Annotated in this window: 12 protein-coding genes, 1 tRNA gene and 1 pseudogene; 13 read left to right on the forward strand and 1 reads right to left on the reverse strand. The window is 62.3% G+C overall.

Annotated elements, in window-relative coordinates; all coding sequences use genetic code 11:
• Positions 1-40: 40 nt before the first annotated feature.
• The 4 genes from AVCA_RS09305 to AVCA_RS09320 all read left to right on the forward strand — a co-directional run bounded on the left by AVCA_RS09305 (position 41) and on the right by AVCA_RS09320 (position 4374).
• Positions 41-1786 carry an FAD-dependent oxidoreductase gene (locus AVCA_RS09305; protein WP_012700647.1) on the forward strand — a complete coding sequence of 582 codons (1746 nt, stop codon included), beginning with the start codon at positions 41-43 and terminating at the stop codon, positions 1784-1786.
• Positions 1786-2112: an NIPSNAP family protein gene (locus AVCA_RS09310; RefSeq protein WP_012700648.1), complete on the forward strand. Its 327-nt coding sequence runs from the start codon at positions 1786-1788 to the stop codon at positions 2110-2112. Before AVCA_RS09305 ends, AVCA_RS09310 begins: the two co-directional genes overlap by 1 nt.
• A gap of 175 nt (positions 2113-2287) precedes the next feature.
• The gene (locus AVCA_RS09315; RefSeq protein WP_012700649.1) at positions 2288-3586 is read left to right on the forward strand and encodes an MFS transporter; all 1299 of its coding nucleotides are present in this window, start codon (positions 2288-2290) and stop codon (positions 3584-3586) included.
• A gap of 131 nt (positions 3587-3717) precedes the next feature.
• Positions 3718-4374 carry a PA2778 family cysteine peptidase gene (locus AVCA_RS09320; protein WP_236616367.1) on the forward strand — a complete coding sequence of 219 codons (657 nt, stop codon included), beginning with the start codon at positions 3718-3720 and terminating at the stop codon, positions 4372-4374.
• A gap of 11 nt (positions 4375-4385) precedes the next feature.
• On the opposite strand, the gene AVCA_RS09325 is transcribed toward AVCA_RS09320, so the two are convergent.
• Complete coding sequence (locus tag AVCA_RS09325) at positions 4386-5669, reverse strand: NAD(P)/FAD-dependent oxidoreductase (RefSeq protein WP_012700651.1); 1284 nt, start codon at positions 5667-5669, stop codon at positions 4386-4388.
• A gap of 172 nt (positions 5670-5841) precedes the next feature.
• Here AVCA_RS09325 and AVCA_RS09330 point away from each other — a divergent pair.
• The 9 genes and pseudogenes from AVCA_RS09330 to pheT all read left to right on the forward strand — a co-directional run bounded on the left by AVCA_RS09330 (position 5842) and on the right by pheT (position 16804).
• Positions 5842-5918: transfer RNA gene (locus AVCA_RS09330), tRNA-Val, on the forward strand.
• Between the two features lie 486 nt (positions 5919-6404).
• Positions 6405-7486: pseudogene (locus AVCA_RS25975) on the forward strand (group II intron maturase-specific domain-containing protein).
• A 473-nt stretch (positions 7487-7959) separates the two neighbouring features.
• On the forward strand, positions 7960-8217 hold the full coding sequence (locus tag AVCA_RS09340) for a hypothetical protein (protein WP_012700653.1): 258 nt from the start codon (positions 7960-7962) through the stop codon (positions 8215-8217).
• 1846 nt (positions 8218-10063) lie between these two features.
• On the forward strand, positions 10064-11986 hold the full coding sequence (gene thrS / locus AVCA_RS09345) for a threonine--tRNA ligase (RefSeq protein ID WP_012700654.1): 1923 nt from the start codon (positions 10064-10066) through the stop codon (positions 11984-11986).
• The gene (gene infC / locus AVCA_RS09350) at positions 11986-12537 is read left to right on the forward strand and encodes a translation initiation factor IF-3 (protein ID WP_175555920.1); all 552 of its coding nucleotides are present in this window, start codon (positions 11986-11988) and stop codon (positions 12535-12537) included. Before thrS ends, infC begins: the two co-directional genes overlap by 1 nt.
• Positions 12538-12598: 61 nt before the next feature.
• Positions 12599-12793: a 50S ribosomal protein L35 gene (rpmI, locus tag AVCA_RS09355; RefSeq protein WP_012700656.1), complete on the forward strand. Its 195-nt coding sequence runs from the start codon at positions 12599-12601 to the stop codon at positions 12791-12793.
• Positions 12794-12823: 30 nt separating this feature from the next.
• On the forward strand, positions 12824-13180 hold the full coding sequence (gene rplT, locus AVCA_RS09360; protein ID WP_012700657.1) for a 50S ribosomal protein L20: 357 nt from the start codon (positions 12824-12826) through the stop codon (positions 13178-13180).
• Between the two features lie 192 nt (positions 13181-13372).
• On the forward strand, positions 13373-14389 hold the full coding sequence (gene pheS, locus AVCA_RS09365; protein ID WP_012700658.1) for a phenylalanine--tRNA ligase subunit alpha: 1017 nt from the start codon (positions 13373-13375) through the stop codon (positions 14387-14389).
• A 36-nt stretch (positions 14390-14425) separates the two neighbouring features.
• Positions 14426-16804 (forward strand): phenylalanine--tRNA ligase subunit beta, encoded by a 2379-nt coding sequence (gene pheT / locus AVCA_RS09370; protein WP_012700659.1) that lies wholly within the window; start codon positions 14426-14428, stop codon positions 16802-16804.

Raw genomic sequence — 16804 nt, forward strand, 5'->3', positions numbered from 1 at the left:
GGGCGCGCCCCAGCCTGCCCGTTCGGCAAGGAGACTGCTCATGACCGCGCAAACCCCGCCTCCCGCACTCACCTGCGACGTACTGGTCGTCGGTTCCGGCGCCGGAGGCCTGTCGGCCGCCATCGTCGCGAAGAAGCACGGCCTGGACGTGCTGGTGGTGGAGAAGGAGGAGTATTTCGGCGGCACCACGGCCTTTTCCGGCGGTGTGCTGTGGATTCCCGGCAACCATCTGGCCAGGGCCGCCGGCGTGCAGGACAGCCGCGAGGCGGCGCGCACCTATCTGCAGAACGAGACCGGGGCTTTCTTCGACGAGCGGGCGGTGGACGCCCTGCTCGAACATGGCCCGGAAATGCTGGAGTTTTTCGAGCGCGAAACCGAGGTCAGGTTCGTCCCGACCCTCTATCCCGACTATCACCCGACGCTGCCCGGCGGCGTCGATATCGGCCGCTCGGTGCTGGCGGCGCCCTACGATATCCGCCGGCTCGGCAAGGACATGGCGCGTCTGCGTCCGCCCCTGGAGACCATCACCTTCATCGGCATGATGTTCAACTCGTCGAACGCCGACCTGAAGCACTTCTTCAGGGCCACCCGCTCGCCGACTTCGTTCGCCTACGTGGCCAGGCGCCTGGCCACCCACTTCAAGGAGCTGCTCCTGTACCGCCGCGGCATCAACGTGACCAGCGGCAACGCCCTGGCCGCGCGGCTGGCCAAGTCGGCGCTGGACCTGGGCATCCCGATCCACACCCGCACCCCAGCCAGCGAACTGCTGCTGGAGGACGGTCGGGTGATCGGCGCCCTGGTCCGCGGTCCGCAGGGCTTGCAACGGATCGAGGCGCGGCGCGGCGTGGTACTGGCCTGCGGCGGCTTTTCCCAAGACCTGGCGCGCATCCATCGGGCCTATCCGCACCTGCGCCATGGCGGCGAGCACCTGTCGCCGGTGCCGGCCGGCAACAGCGGCGATGGCCTTTACCTGGCCGAGTCCGTCGGCGGCAAGGCGGAGCTGCGCTTCCCCGAGGCCGCGGCCTGGATGCCGGTTTCCAGGGTGCCGCTGGGCAGGGGCCGCCACGGGGTCTTCCCGCACCTGCTCGACCGCTACAAGCCAGGCGTCATCGGCGTGCTGCGCGACGGCCGGCGCTTCACCAACGAGTCGGACTCCTACCACGACGTCGGCGCCGCGCTGATCCGCGCCTGCGCTGGACAGCGCGAGACCGCCATGTGGCTGGTCTGCGACCGGATCACCATGGCCAGGTACGGCCTGGGCTATGCCAAGCCGTCGCCGATGCCGCTACGTCCGCTGCTGCGCAGCGGCTATCTGCTCAAGGGCGCGACCCTCGCCGAACTGGCGCTGCGGGCCGGCATCGATCCCCAGGGGCTGGAGGGAACGGTGCGCCAGTACAACCTCGGCGCCGAGCGCGGGGTGGACAACGAATTCGGCCGTGGCGGCACCTCGTTCAACCGCTACCTGGCCGATCCGGAGCACAAGCCCAATCCCTGCGTGGCGCCGGTCGCCAGCGGCCCGTTCTACGCGGTGAAGGTGATCATGGGCGACCTCGGCACCTTCGATGGCCTGCGCACCAGCCTCGAGGGCGAGGTGCTGGGCGAGAGCGGCGCGCCCATCCCCGGCCTGTACGCGGTGGGCAACGACCGCGCCAGCGTGATGGGCGGCAATTACCCGGGCGCCGGCATCACCCTCGGTCCGATCATGACCTTCGGCTACCTCACCGGCCGCCATCTGGCCCGCGCCGAAGCGCAGCGACCCGCGACCCGCTACCGGGAGGCTGTGTGATGAACCCTAAACCGATCGTCGACCACCGCACCTACACCATCAGGCCGCGCGGCATGGCCGAGTTTCTCGATGTCTTCGAGCGCCTGGCGATGCCGGTGCTGCTGCGCCACCTGGGCCGGCCGCTGGCCTTCTACACCAGTTGCATCGGGCCGCTGAACCAGGTCGTGCACCTCTGGGGCTACGACAGCCTGGACGACTTCGAGAAGCGCGCCCTGGCCCGCGACAGCGACCCGGACTTCCGCGAGTACCTGCAGTCCTCGGCGCATCTGGTGATCGCCCAGGAAACACGGATCATCCGCCCGGTGCGCTTCCAGAGTCTGCTGTAACGACTTCGCCGCCGCTTGCCCTGCCGGCGGCGACCCTGCCCGCAAACCCACCGGTTGCGCACGTCCGGCAGTGCGTGCGCAGCCCTCGTGCGCGGAGGAAATGCCATTCGTGATCTGCCGCCCCGATCGCCTTTCGACAATAAAAAAATGAGCCCGAGGCTCGAGGTGACTTCAAGTGAACGCGACAAGAACAATGGATGTGCGTGAGCTGATCAACGGCCGTCCCTTCGGCGGCTTCCAGAAACTGGTGGTGTTCTTCTGCTTCGTCATCATCGCCCTGGACGGCTTCGACGTGGCGGTGATGGGGCTGATCGCGCCCCAGTTGCGCGAGGACTGGGGGGTGACCCCGCAGGAGCTCGGGCCGGTGCTGAGCGCCGCGCTGGTCGGCCTGGCCATCGGCGCGCTGGTCGCCGGTCCGCTGGCCGACCGCTACGGGCGCAAGATAGTGCTGGTGTCGAGCGTGCTGTTCTTCGGCTTCTGGACGCTGGTCACGGCTTTCTCCGGCGATGTCGGCCAATTGGTGATCTTCCGTTTTCTCACCGGTCTGGGCCTCGGTGCCGCCATGCCCAATGCCGCCACCCTGACCGCGGAATTCGCCCCGGAGCGCAAGCGCGCCTTTCTGGTCACCGTGGCTTTCTGCGGCTTTTCCTTCGGCGCGGCGGGCGGTGGTTTCCTGTCCGCCTGGATGATTCCCAACCTCGGCTGGCAGAGCGTGCTGGTCATGGGCGGGGTGTTGCCGCTTCTGGTGGTGCCGCTGATGCTGTGGAAGATGCCGGAATCGCTGAGCTTTCTGGTGAGCCGGCGGGCCCCGCGGGAGCGCATCCGGCGCATCGTCGAGCGGATCGCGCCGGGCGTCGCCGACGGCTGCGGGGAGTTCACGATGCCGAGCGCCCCGCAGCAGTTGGGGGGCGTGCGGCTGGTACTGTCCAGCCACTACCGCTTCGGCACCCTGATGTTGTGGGTGGGCTATTTCACCGTGCTGTTCCTCGTCTACCTGTTCAGCAGTTGGTTGCCGACCCTGGTCAGGTCGGGCGGTTACAGCGTTACCGACGCGGCCATCGTCACCTCGATGTTCCAGGTCGGCGGGCCGATCGGCGCGCTCTGCGTCGGTTGGGCGATGGATCGTTTCCGGCCGCACGGGGTGCTGCTGCTGACCATGCTGGTGGCCGCGCTGGCCATCGGTGCCATCGCCTGGGCGGTGGGCTTCTGCCTGAACGGCGGCAGCGTCGGCATGAATGCCATGGCTACCTGCTTCTATCCCACCGAGGCGCGCGCCACCGGTGCCTGCTGGATGAGCGGAGTCGGCCGCTTCGGCGCCATCCTCAGCGCCTTCGCCGGCGGCCAGATGATCGCCATGGGACTGCCGCTCGGCCAGATGTTCGTCCTGCTGGCGGTGCCGGCCGTGGTCTTCGGGCTGGCCCTGGCCGCCAAGGGGCTGAGCCGGCGCGCCATGCCGCACCTGCGGACCGCCTGATCCGCGCCCGCAGCGCGGGCGTGGCTCCGCGCGAAAGCCGGATGTGCCGGCTTCCTGCGCGGAGCGATGGCAATGGAGGTGGAGGGTTCCGTCTAGAATGGCCGTCCTTTGCAACGAGACGGGCTGACCATATGCGAGACGTTCTCTCCTCTTTCCATTCCGAGTCCGCCGCAGTCGGTGGCGGGCAGGCGGGAAGTGTCCGTAATGCGATCCCGGCGATCCTGCTCTTCGGGTTGTTCGCGCTGTTGTCGGCCTGCACGCGTACTCCCGTGCTGCCGGCGGAGACGGCAAGCCTGCCCGAACGGGTCGAGCTGACCGGCGTGCCTTTCTATCCGCAGAGCGATTACCAGGGTGGGCCGGCGGCGCTGGCGAGCATGCTCAACCAGCGTGGCCTGGAGACTTCGCCGGGATTGCTCAGGGCTCAACTGCAGCACTTGGATCGCGAGGAGGCCATGGCGACGGAACTGGAGGCCGCTGCCCGTCGCCTCGGGATGCAGGTCTTTCCCCTGGCGCCGCGGCTGGAGAGCGTGCTGGTCGAGGTGGCGGCCGGCAATCCGGTGCTGGTGTTGCAACATCCGGGCCTGAGCTGGCGGGGGCCGAGCCGGCAATTCGCCGTGGTGATAGGGTTCGACCGGCGCGAGCGGCAGCTCGTCCTGCGCTCGGGAACCACGCGCCGCCTGATCGCCAGTTTCGCCGACTTCGACCGTGGCTGGGCGAAGGGTGGGCGCTGGGCCGTATTGACGCTACCCGCCGACCGGCTGCCGGCGACGGCGCATGGGCATCCCTGATCCGCAGCCGATCAGACGCCCAACTGGTCCCGGAGGTTGTAGTACCAGGCGCCCAGGGCGGTGAAGGGCACGCGCAGCAGCCGACCGCCGGGGAAGGGGTAGTGCGGCAGCGCGGCGAAGGCGTCGAAGCGCTCAGCCTGGCCGCGCAGGGCCTCGGCGAGCAGTTTGCCGGCCAGATGGGTATAGGTGACGCCGTGGCCGCTGCAGCCCTGGGAGTAATAGACGTTGTCGCCGATCCGTCCGACCTGGGGCAGCCTCGAGAGGGTGAGCAGGAAATTGCCGCTCCAGGCGTAGTCGATCTTCACCTGCCGCAATTGCGGAAAGGTCCTGAGCATCTTCGGCCGGATGATGGCGATGATGTCCTGGGGATCGCGGGCACCGTAGATGACGCCACCGCCGTAGATGAGTCGTCGTTCGGCAGAGAGCCGATAGTAGTCCAGCAGGTAATTGCAGTCCTCGACGCAGTAGTCCTGTGGCAGCAGGCTGGCCGCCAGCGCCTCGTCCAGGGGTTCCGTGGCGATCACCTGGGTGCCGCAGGGCATCGATTTGGCCGCCAGTTCCGGAACCAGGTCGTTCAGGTAGGCATTGCCGGCCAATATGACGAACTTCGCCCTGACCCGTCCCGTGGGCGTGTGCACCAGCGGTTCGGCGCCGTATTCGATGCGCACGGCGGGCGATTGCTCATGGATGGTGCCGCCGAGGGCTTCCACCGCAGCGGCCTCGCCGAGGGCCAGGTTGAGCGGATGGATGTGCCCGCCGCTCCTGTCCAGCATGCCGCCCACATAGCGCTGGCTGCCCACCACCGCGCGAATGCCCCGTTCGTCCAGTGGCTCCAACTGGTCATGGCCGTAGCGCTCCCAGAGTTTCCTCTGTGCTTGCAGATGGGCCATTTGTCGACTGGTGAAGGCGGCGAATACGCCACCGTCCTTCAGATCGCACGGGATGTTATAGCGGGCGACGAGCGCACGCAGGATGCGTCCGCCCTCGAAGGCCATGTCGCCGACCAGCCGGGCCTGCTCGGTGGGCAGGTTGCGCTCGATCACGTCGATGTCGCGGCTGTAGCTGTTGACGATCTGCCCGCCGTTGCGTCCCGAAGCGCCGAAGCCGACCTTGGCCGCCTCCAGCAGAACGACGCGAAAGCCGCTCTCCAGCAGGAACAGCGCGCTGGACAGTCCGGTATAGCCCGCACCGACGACGCAGACGTCGGTTTCGACCTCCCCGAAGAGCTGCGGACGCTGCGGGGCGGGGGTGGCCGTGGCGGCATAATAGGAAAGGGGATAATCGGTATGCGCCATCTTGCTGCTCCCTGATCCGATGTTCGATATCGACCCGATGCTACCGAAGCGGTCTTGCTCCGGCTAGCGCGCCGGAATTCCGGCATGGCGGGGAAAAATCCTTTTTTTCAGTCGGTTACCGAAAAAAGTATTGACAGGGAAGAGCGAGTCCGTAGAATGCGCGGCCATCGACAGGCACATAGCTCAGTTGGTTAGAGCACCACCTTGACATGGTGGGGGTCGTTGGTTCGAGTCCAATTGTGCCTACCAAACAAAACCCGCGTCGCGCGGGGCTCAGAGGGCGATCCGAAAGGATCGCCTTTTTGTTTTGTGCGCCAGGCATGGCGCGTTGCGCGCAAGCGCAACCGGCTTGGCTGTGGTGGCCACGCTGGTGACTTGGAGGTGAAAGTCCTCTACATACCCAGCAAGGGGAAGTGTTAGCCAGAGGCAAGGGTGTCGCGGGCGACCGCGAATCCGAAGGAAGCCCGAGGCAAAATGCTGGCCTGACGAACAGGAAGCGGATGAGGCGGTACAGCGGGGTAAGGTAGCGAAAATTGCCAAAGCCCAATACTTGCACGGAACGCTGTGACGTAGATCCGACAGGCATAAGCAGGAAGGTCGCGCGAATTACCCTGGGAGATCTGCACGTTTGCCATGGTGCTACCGCACGTCGAGAGGCGACGGGATGAACGGGCAGAAGTCAGCCGAAGCCGTAGTAAGTGACGACCAACCACGTCACCAAGGGCCGAACGGGTTATGCCGCCAGTAGGCGTCAGCGTCTCGTCGAATACCGAAATGCAGAAATTTCTCGCAGAGAAGACTGTCACCCCGAGTCCCGGACAGAATCCGAGGACGACGCCTGGCAGCGCAAAGGTATCGGCGGCGTCGATGGCGTGGACGAATGCGGAGCCGGACACGTTGATGGAGCGGGTGCTCGCACCTGCCAACCTCAAGCGTGCGTATCAACAGGTAGTCAGGAACAGGGGTGCACCGGGTGCCGACGGCATGACGGTCGCCGACCTGGCGGGCTACGTGAAACAGTATTGGCCGATCCTCAAGGCCAGATTGCTGGCAGGTGAGTACCACCCCCAAGCGGTACGGGCGGTCGAAATTCCCAAGCCGCAAGGCGGCACAAGGCAGTTGGGTATCCCCAGCGTCGTGGATCGGCTGATTCAACAAGCCCTGCTGCAACAGCTTGTGCCGATCTTCGATCCTCTGTTCTCGGACTACAGCTACGGCTTCCGTCCGGGTAGAAGCGCTCACCAGGCCGTTGAGATGGCTCGTGCCCATGTGGCGGCGGGTCAGCGTTGGTGTGTGGAGCTCGATGTGGAGAAATTCTTCGATCGGGTCAACCACGACGTCTTGATGGCCTGCGTGGAACGTCGTGTCGAAGACAAGCAGGTGCTCAGGCTCATCCGCCGTTACCTCGAATGAGCCTGCGCCGCTTGCGCGATAGGCTCGGGAAACTGCTACGCGGAGCACGGGGCCACAAGATGACGAGTGTCATCGAGCGGATCAACCCTGTACTGCGTGGCTGGGCTGGCTACTTCAAACTGAGTCAGAGCAAGCGACCACTCGAGGACCTGGATGGCTGGGTCAGACACAAACTTCGCTGCATCCTCTGGCGCCAATGGAAGCAACCCTCCACGAGGGCGCGCAACCTGATGCGTCTGGGACTGAGCGAGGTGCGTGCCTGCAAGTCAGCCTTTAACGGCAGAGGTCCATGGTGGAACTCGGGGGCATCGCATGTGAATCAGGCGCTGCCGAAGAAGCTGTGGGATCAACTGGGCCTAGTCTCGATACGGGATACGATAAATCGGCTTAGCCGCATAGCCTGAACCGCCGTATACGGAACCGTACGTACGGTGGTGTGAGAGGACGGCGGCTGCGAGGCCGCCTCCTACTCGATTCCAGATATTTTCCAGCGTTTCCCGGGCTCTGTCGGCCATGGCGTCAAATCTGCCTGGACACTCCGGTGAATGACTCCCTCCTTGTCGTGGCCTGTCGGCGGTCGTTTCTTCCGCTGTGCGCTTCCTTCATTCTCGTCAATGGTTGTGGCGGATACGCTCCCATGTTCCGAATCGGTGCGGGCTCTCGCCGGTGGCGAGGCACAGCGATTCTTCGCCCTTGGTGCGGCCTCCGGTTTGTCCTGGCTTCTCAAGATGCCTGCGGCATTCGCGAGCTGTCATTTCGCTGGTTTCATTTCCCGCCCATCGTACATTTTCGATTTGTGCACTGATTCCCTGAAAGCGGAGAGTTTCGTTGATAAGCTGAAAAATCCTCTCCCAATACGGCAATCAGGAGGTTCCAAATGCTGCTTACGGGAATCGTCGTGGGGAACCACCGGACTATTCCGCGCTATGCCATCCAGACCGAGGAGGGATATGTGGTCGTCGATGTGGAAAGCGGTGATCTGGCTTTTCAGCATGTGGTCATCGGCGAGCGGAGCGCTATCGAAGAATACGGACATGTGACCATGCTCAATCACTCGACCGGAGAAACCGTCGAGGTATTCGTCGAGGCGGTGAAGGCCACCAGGGAGTTCGCCATACGGCTGCTGCGCGAGTGAGTCCCCCCGATTGCCTGGGTGCTCTGTCAGGTTGGGAGTGTGCAGGAATCGACCAGGCGTTGCTCGTATCACCTTGCGGCTGGTTTGCTGCTATCGAGCCTTCGTTCGATACCGTGCTTTCGCAAGATGCTTGTCGCTGTGAGTCGCTTTGCGAAGCGGCTGTGAAGGGAAGGCTTCATGACTGGCATGGGAAAAGGGGTGTGGCCGGTTACGCCGGCCAGGCGGGCACTCTGTCGCCATTGGCGTGCCTGCCAATAAGGAGCAGGAGCGGATGTCCCTTGGCTTGCGGATTACTCGAACCGACTGCGCGCTTTGCCGGGGCCGTGAAACCCGGCGGGCCACCCTTAGCAATGGCCAACTGACACTGACGGCATGCCGATCCGCCGACGGTATTCAAAGAATAGCCTCTTGGTACGGAACGCCCAGGCTGGCGCCGGCTTTCTTGTTTGCCGGATCGAATGATCCATAGGAATTCGGCTCTGCGCGAAATCGTCGGTCCGCTCGGCAGAACGCTCTTAGGGGGGAGGAGGCGCTGGAGGATGCGGCCGGTTACGCCGGCCAGTCGGGCACTCTGCCGCCGCTGGCGTGCCTGCCAGCTGGGTAGGCGAATCAGCCTCGGCTTGCAGATTACTCGAACCAGCTGCGCGTCTTGCCGGAGCCAGGAGCTCCTGCGTGGCTACCATCTTGAGTATGCCGGCTGGCGCCGCTGGCATGCCGATCTGCCCACGGATGTTGCAAATCTTGCCGGTGCGGGTGCCCGTCATCGCAGATGAGTGGGGCAATGGCCGTCTTTCCGGCCTGTCATCTGCTCTGTCGCCAGCTGCGCAGATACAGCCCGTATAGGGGATATGGAATAAGAACCCTAGGCTTGCGGATTACTCGAACCTGCAGCGTGCTTTCACAGCCCCTACTAAAAGGTGATTCAGCTGACGCTGCTGGCATGCCGATCCGCCGGCGGCTGGTCCTCATGATAACCTGCCGATGCGAGAGAATGTTGTTTTAATAATAATATTTTGTCCTAAATTTTATTTTTTAAGAAGAAATTCATCTTTTATTTTTGTTTTTTTCCGTTTGTTGGTGGCTTGCCGATCGTTCGATGAGGCGGGCGGCCTTTGTCCGCCACTCCTGTCGCCACGCTGCGATGGTTGAAGTCAAGCGATGTCCGATTTGGTGCGGGCGAAAGGAGCGATCGCTTGGCGATCGGATGCTGGGTTGATGTGATTGAGGCATTGCGCGGCGAGGCGTTGCCGGAGGCGAGGGGCGACGGCTTGGGAGGGGCAGGTGCGATCGAGTTCTTTGAGTTTGAATTAGGTACCCGACGATTCGATGGCTGATCGACCTGCATCGATCAGCCCGGCTGACAGGCCGGGCGAGTCTGCCGACGGGTGGACTCTTTTCCGTTCTCCGGGTGTGCCCTCGGGGATGCTCGAATTCTCGTTTTTTGGCTATCGCGGGGTTTTTCAAGGGAAATGCGGCACCAATTCATTGGATTCATGCTAGAGTGCGCGCAATTCGATCAAGCGATCGGGTCCGCTTTCCCTTTCTGTTCGATACATAAAGATAAATAGCCTGCCTTCGCCTTGATGCGATGGCCTGCTCTCGTTCGATTGGATTCACCAGAAATGCAAATGAAAAGGCCGCGAAAAGACCTTTTATAGGCTGCTTGCCAAATGGTTCGGCTTTCTGAAAGATCCTTCGGTTTTTACTTCCAGTGACTCCGGTTCGCTCGGATCGGGCCCTTTGGGCTCCTGCCAACGTGAGGCAGGTATATCCGACGGATCGCTTTACTGGCTCATCCCAACCCATGTGGCCTTTGGTAGGGGTCACCACTAGGAGAGGAGGCGCCATGCCCATTATCACTCTTCCCGACGGCAGTCAGCGTACATTCGATCATCCCGTTTCGGTCGCCGAGGTCGCCCAGTCCATCGGTGCCGGTCTGGCCAAGGCCACTGTGGCCGGCAAGGTAGATGGCAAACTGGTCGATGCCTGCGACCTGATCGATCATGATGCGACCCTGCAGATCATCACACCGAAGGACGAGGAGGGGGTCGAGATCATTCGCCACTCCTGTGCGCATCTGGTCGGCCATGCGGTCAAGCAGCTGTATCCGACGGCGAAGATGGTGATCGGCCCGGTGATCGACGAGGGTTTCTACTACGACATCGCCTACGAGCGTCCTTTCACGCCGGAGGATGTAGCGGCCATCGAGCAGCGTATGCGCGAACTGATCGACAGGGACTACGACGTCGTTAAGAAAATGACCCCGCGCGAGCAGGTGATCGAGGTATTCAAGTCCCGTGGCGAGGACTACAAGCTGCGCCTGATCGACGACATGCCCGACGAAAAGGCGATGGGGCTGTATTACCATGAGGAATACGTCGACATGTGTCGCGGTCCGCATGTGCCGAATACCCGTTTCCTCAAGGCCTTCAAATTGACCAAGCTGTCCGGCGCCTACTGGCGCGGCGACGCCAAGAATGAGCAGTTGCAGCGCGTCTATGGCACCGCCTGGGCGGACAAGAAGCAGTTGGCTGCCTATATCCAGCGCATCGAGGAAGCCGAGAAGCGCGACCACCGCAAGCTCGGCAAGCGTCTTGACCTGTTCCATACCCAGGAAGAGGCGCCGGGCATGGTCTTCTGGCATCCCAATGGCTGGACCGTCTATCAGGTGCTCGAGCAGTACATGCGCGCCGTCCAGCGGGAAAACGGCTATCTGGAGATCAAGACGCCTCAGGTGGTCGATCGCGTGCTTTGGGAAAAGTCCGGGCATTGGGCCAACTATGCCGAGAACATGTTTACCACTGAATCGGAAAGCCGCGACTACGCAATCAAGCCGATGAATTGTCCCTGCCATGTGCAGGTGTACAACCAGGGCCTGAAGAGCTATCGCGAATTGCCGTTGCGCCTGGCCGAGTTCGGCGCCTGTCACCGTAACGAGCCGTCGGGTGCACTGCACGGCATCATGCGGGTGCGAGGCTTTACCCAGGACGATGCCCATATCTTCTGTACCGAAGAGCAGATGCAGGCCGAGTCCGCCGCTTTCATCAAGCTGACCCGGCAGGTCTATGCCGATTTCGGTTTCCAGGACATCCAGTTGAAGCTGTCCACCCGGCCGGAAAGACGTGTCGGTTCCGGCGAGCTTTGGGATCGTGCCGAGGAGGCACTGGCTGCGGCCTTGGAGAGCGCAGGCCTGCCCTACGAGTTGCAGCCGGGGGAGGGGGCTTTCTATGGGCCGAAGATCGAGTTCTCCCTGAAAGACTGCCTGGGGCGTGTCTGGCAGTGCGGTACCTTGCAACTGGACTTCAACCTGCCGGTTCGTCTCGGGGCCGAGTATGTCAGCGAGAATAACGAGCGCCAGCATCCGGTGATGTTGCACCGTGCCATCCTGGGTTCTTTCGAGCGTTTCATCGGTATTCTGATCGAGCATTACGAAGGCGCTTTTCCTGCTTGGCTGGCACCGACCCAGGCGGTGATCATGAACATCACCGACAAGCAGGGCGAATTCGCACTCGAGGTCGAGCGGACGCTCAATCAAGGTGGTTTCCGTGCCAAGTGCGACTTGAGAAACGAAAAGATCGGTTTTAAAATTCGCGAGCATACTTTGCTCAAGGTTCCCTATCTCTTGGTGATCGGAGATCGGGAGGTCGAGACGCACTCCGTAGCTGTACGTACCCGTGAAGGAGTCGATCTGGGCACGATGCCCGTCGAGCAATTCCGTGAGATGCTGGCGCAGGCGGTTGCCCGGCGTGGTCGCCAAGAATTGGAGTAATCATTATTAAGCGTGAAATGAGACAAGATAGAAAAGCTCAACCGAAGGCTCCGATCAACGAGAATATCTCGGCACGCGAGGTTCGGTTAATTGGAGTGGACGGTGAGCAGATTGGCATCGTCTCGATTGATGAAGCGCTTCGTGTAGCGGAAGAGGCCAAGCTGGATCTGGTGGAGATTTCCGCGGATGCAGTACCGCCCGTATGCCGGATCATGGACTACGGCAAGCACCTGTTCGAGAAGAAGAAGCAGGTCGCTGCGGCGAAAAAGAATCAGAAGCAGGTCCAGATCAAGGAAATCAAGTTCCGTCCCGGAACTGAGGAAGGGGATTACCAGGTAAAACTACGCAACCTGGTACGTTTCCTTAACGATGGGGACAAGGCCAAGGTATCCCTGCGATTCCGTGGCCGCGAGATGGCCCACCAGGAGTTGGGCATGGAGCTGTTGAAGCGGGTCGAAAACGATCTCGCCGAATTCGGCACCGTGGAACAGTATCCGAAGTTGGAAGGACGCCAGCTGATGATGGTCATCGCCCCGAAAAAACGAAAATAACCTCCAGGGCACTGGCAGGCCTTGTGGTTATGTGTATTGACTGAATGCGGAGTATCCGAACATGCCAAAGATGAAAACCAAGAGTGGTGCCAAGAAGCGCTTCAAGCCGACTGCAAGTGGTTTCAAGCACAAGCACGCTTTCAAGAGCCACATCCTGACCAAGATGACGACCAAGCGTAAGCGCCAACTGCGCGGCACTTCGCTGATGCACCCGTCCGACGTCGCCAAAGTCGAACGCATGCTGCGCGTTCGTTAATCCCGGTCAAGACTGCAGAGGTAATTACTCATGGCTCGTGTCAAGCGTGGCGTCATCGCTCGTCGCCGTCACAAGAAAATCCTGAAACTCGCCAAGGGCTACTACGGTGCGCGTTCCCGCGTATTCCGCGTCGCCAAGCAGGCAGTGATCAAGGCTGGCCAGTACGCCTACCGTGACCGCCGTCAGCGCAAGCGTCAGTTTCGTGCCCTGTGGATCGCCCGTATCAATGCTGGTGCCCGTCAGAACGGTCTGTCCTACAGCCGTCTGATCGCCGGCCTGAAGAAGGCGACCATTGAGATCGACCGCAAGGTTCTGTCCGATCTGGCAGTGAACGAAAAAGCGGCGTTCGCCGCGATTGTCGAGAAGGCTAAAGCCGTCCTGGCTTGATCCCTTGATAGTCCCGGGCGTTGCCCGGTGCCGAGCGTCACCGATAGGGGAAGAGCCTAGTGCTCTTCCCCTATTTCGTATCTGAGAAGGGGCTTTTGCAAAACCGACCCTTGCGTTTCTGGCGGGCCGCCTGCCGAAGCGGGATCGAATCGGGCGTCAAGATAGTTCTGCAAGACCCTCTGGAGGTTGCACATGGAAAACCTGGATGCACTGGTCGCGCAAGCGCTTGAGGCCGTGCAACATAGCGAAGACGTCAATGCCCTGGAGCAACTCCGAGTCCATTACCTTGGCAAGAAGGGCGAACTGACCCAGTTGATGCAGACGCTCGGCAAGCTTTCGGCCGAGGAGCGCCCGAAGGCCGGCGCCCTGATCAATACTGCCAAGAACAGCGTTCAGGAAGCCCTCAATACGCGTAAGGCCGATCTCGAGTCCGCAGCGCTGACCGCCAAGTTGGCCGCCGAGCGTATCGACGTCACGCTGCCGGGGCGTGGCCAGGCTTCCGGAGGTCTGCATCCGGTGACCCGTACCCTCGAACGCGTCGAGCAATTCTTCACCCGCATCGGCTATAGCGTCGCCGAAGGCCCTGAAGTCGAGGACGATTACCACAACTTCGAGGCGCTCAACATCCCAGGCCACCATCCGGCTCGGGCGATGCACGACACTTTCTATTTCAATGCCAATATGCTGCTGCGTACCCATACCTCGCCGGTTCAGGTGCGCACCATGGAAAGTAGCCAGCCCCCCATCCGCATCGTCTGCCCTGGACGTGTCTATCGTTGCGATTCGGATATCACCCACTCGCCGATGTTCCATCAGGTCGAGGGGCTGTTGATCGACGAGGGGATCAGTTTCGCCGACCTCAAGGGCACCATCGAGGAGTTCCTCCGGGTGTTCTTCGAGAAACCGCTGGGCGTGCGCTTCCGGCCTTCGTTCTTTCCCTTCACCGAGCCGTCGGCCGAAGTCGACATGCAGTGCGTGATATGCGGCGGGCATGGTTGCCGGGTGTGCAAGCACACCGGCTGGCTGGAAGTGATGGGCTGCGGCATGGTGCATCCCAATGTGCTGGGCATGTCCGGCATCGATCCGGAGAAATACCAGGGCTTCGCCTTCGGTATGGGCGTCGAGCGTCTGGCCATGCTGCGTTATGGCGTCAACGACCTGCGCCTGTTCTTCGACAACGATCTGCGCTTCCTCGCGCAATTCCGCTAGGGCCGCGACCGTAACCGAATTCTTTGGGAGAACAGGATGAAATTCAGCGAACAATGGCTGCGGGACTGGGTCAATCCGCAGGTGTCCCGCGATGAGCTGGTGGCCCGCCTGTCCATGGCCGGTCTCGAAGTGGACAGCGTCGCCCCTGTTGCGGGCGATTTCAGCGGCGTGGTGGTGGGCGAGATTCTTTCCTCCGAGCCGCATCCCGACGCCGACAAGTTGCGAGTCTGTCGGGTCGGCAATGGCAGCGAGGTTTTCCAGGTGGTCTGCGGCGCGCCCAATGCCCGGCCGGGGATCAAAATCCCCTTCGCGATGCTCGGTGCGGTACTGGGCGAGGACTTCAAGATCAAGAAGGCCAAGCTGCGCGGTGTCGAATCCTTCGGCATGCTCTGTTCGGCGGCCGAACTCAAGATCAGCGAGGAGAACGATGGATTGCTGGAGCTGCCGGCCGATGCGCCGTTGGGGCTGGACATCCGCACCTACCTCAATCTGGACGATGCCAGCATCGAGGTGGACCTGACCCCCAACCGTGGAGACTGCTTGTCCCTGGCCGGATTGGCTCGCGAGGTAGGGGCTCTCTACTCTGTCCCGCTCAGGCGTCCGTCGATCGCCGCGGTGTCGCCAGTACATGACGAGGTCCCTCCTGTCGAAGTGCTGGCTCCCCGGGCATGTCCACGCTATCTCGGGCGGGTGGTGCGCAACGTCGAGCTGTCGTGGCCGACTCCGCCGTGGATGGTCGAGCGTTTGCGCCGTTCCGGTGTCCGCACCATCGACCCTGCGGTCGATGTGACCAATTATGTGATGCTCGAACTGGGACAACCGATGCACGCCTTCGATCTCGCCGAGATTCAGGGCGGCATCCGTGTGCGCATGGCCGAGGAGGGGGAGAAACTGATCCTGCTCGATGGTCAGGAGGTCAGCCTGCGTGCCGACACCCTGGTGATCGCGGACCACCGGCGTGCCCTGGCGATCGCCGGAGTGATGGGTGGCGAGCACAGTGGTGTTTCCTGCACTACCCGCGACCTGTTCCTGGAAAGCGCCTTCTTCGACACCATTGCCATTGCTGGCAAGGCGCGATCCTATGGTCTGCATACCGATGCCTCGCATCGCTTCGAACGTGGTGTCGACTGGCAACTGGCCCGCGAAGCGATGGAGCGTGCCACCGCGCTGTTGCTGGAGATCGTCGGTGGTGAACCTGGGCCCATCGTCGAGGTGGTCGATTCGCCGAGCCTTCCGAAAGTGGCGCCGATCACTCTGCGTGCCGAGCGCATCGAGCAGATGCTTGGCATGCCTGTGGAGCCGGGCGAAGTGGAGCGCCCGCTCGTCGCCCTGGGGCTGAAGGTCAGTGGCGGGGCTTCCGGCGAGTGGCGGATCGAAGTACCCAGTCATCGTTTCGATATCGCCCTTGAAGTGGACCTGATCGAAGAGCTGGGCCGCCTGCATGGTTACGACAACCTGCCGGTCCGCTATCCGCAGGCACGTCTGGCCCCGCAGGCTCGTGCCGAGGCCCGCAGCGAGCTGCCGGTGTTGCGCCGTCTGCTGGTTGCTCGCGGCTATCAGGAGGCGATCACTTACAGCTTCATCGACCCCAAACTGTTCGAGCTCTTCACTCCGGGCGTCAAGCCGCTGACCCTGGCCAATCCTATCTCTGCGGACATGGCGGCCATGCGGGCCTCGCTCTGGCCGGGGTTGGTCAAGGCGCTACAGCACAACCTGAACCGGCAGCAGTCCAGAGTGCGTCTGTTCGAGAGTGGGTTGCGCTTCGTCGGCCAATTGGACAACCTCATGCAGGAGGCCGTGCTGGCCGGTGTGGTCGCTGGCAGCCGCCTGCCGGAAAGTTGGAGTCATGACCGGGAGGCGGTGGATTTCTATGATGTCAAGGCGGATGTGGAAGCCTTGATCGCTGCTGCCGGCGCCGGCGATGAATACCGCTTCGTCAGTGGCGAGCATCCAGCCCTGCATCCAGGGCAGACCGCGCGGATTGAGCGTGCGGGGCGCTTGGTCGGCTTCCTGGGTGCCCTGCATCCCGAGCTGGGCAAAGTACTGGGGCTGGACCAGCCGCTCTTCTTGTTCGAGCTGGTCCTGGCGGAAATCGCAGCCGGCCGCCTGCCGGCTTTCCATGAGCTTTCGCGTTTCCCCGAGGTACGCCGTGACCTCGCTCTGATCGTCGACCGCGATACTCCGGCAGAGGCGGTGCTGCAAACCATTCGCGAAGCAGCGGGGGAATACCTGACCGATCTTCGGCTGTTCGATGTCTATCAGGGTAAAGGTATTGATCCGCAACGAAAAAGCCTGGCCGTCGGCTTGACCTGGCAACATCCATCGCGCACTCTTAACGATGATGAGGTGAATAGTACAACCCAGAACATCCTCGCCTCTCTGGGAGAAAGGTTCAATGCGACGTTAAGGAAGTAG

Origin of the sequence: Azotobacter vinelandii CA (assembly GCF_000380335.1) — a bacterium.
GTDB classification, from domain to species: domain Bacteria; phylum Pseudomonadota; class Gammaproteobacteria; order Pseudomonadales; family Pseudomonadaceae; genus Azotobacter; species Azotobacter vinelandii.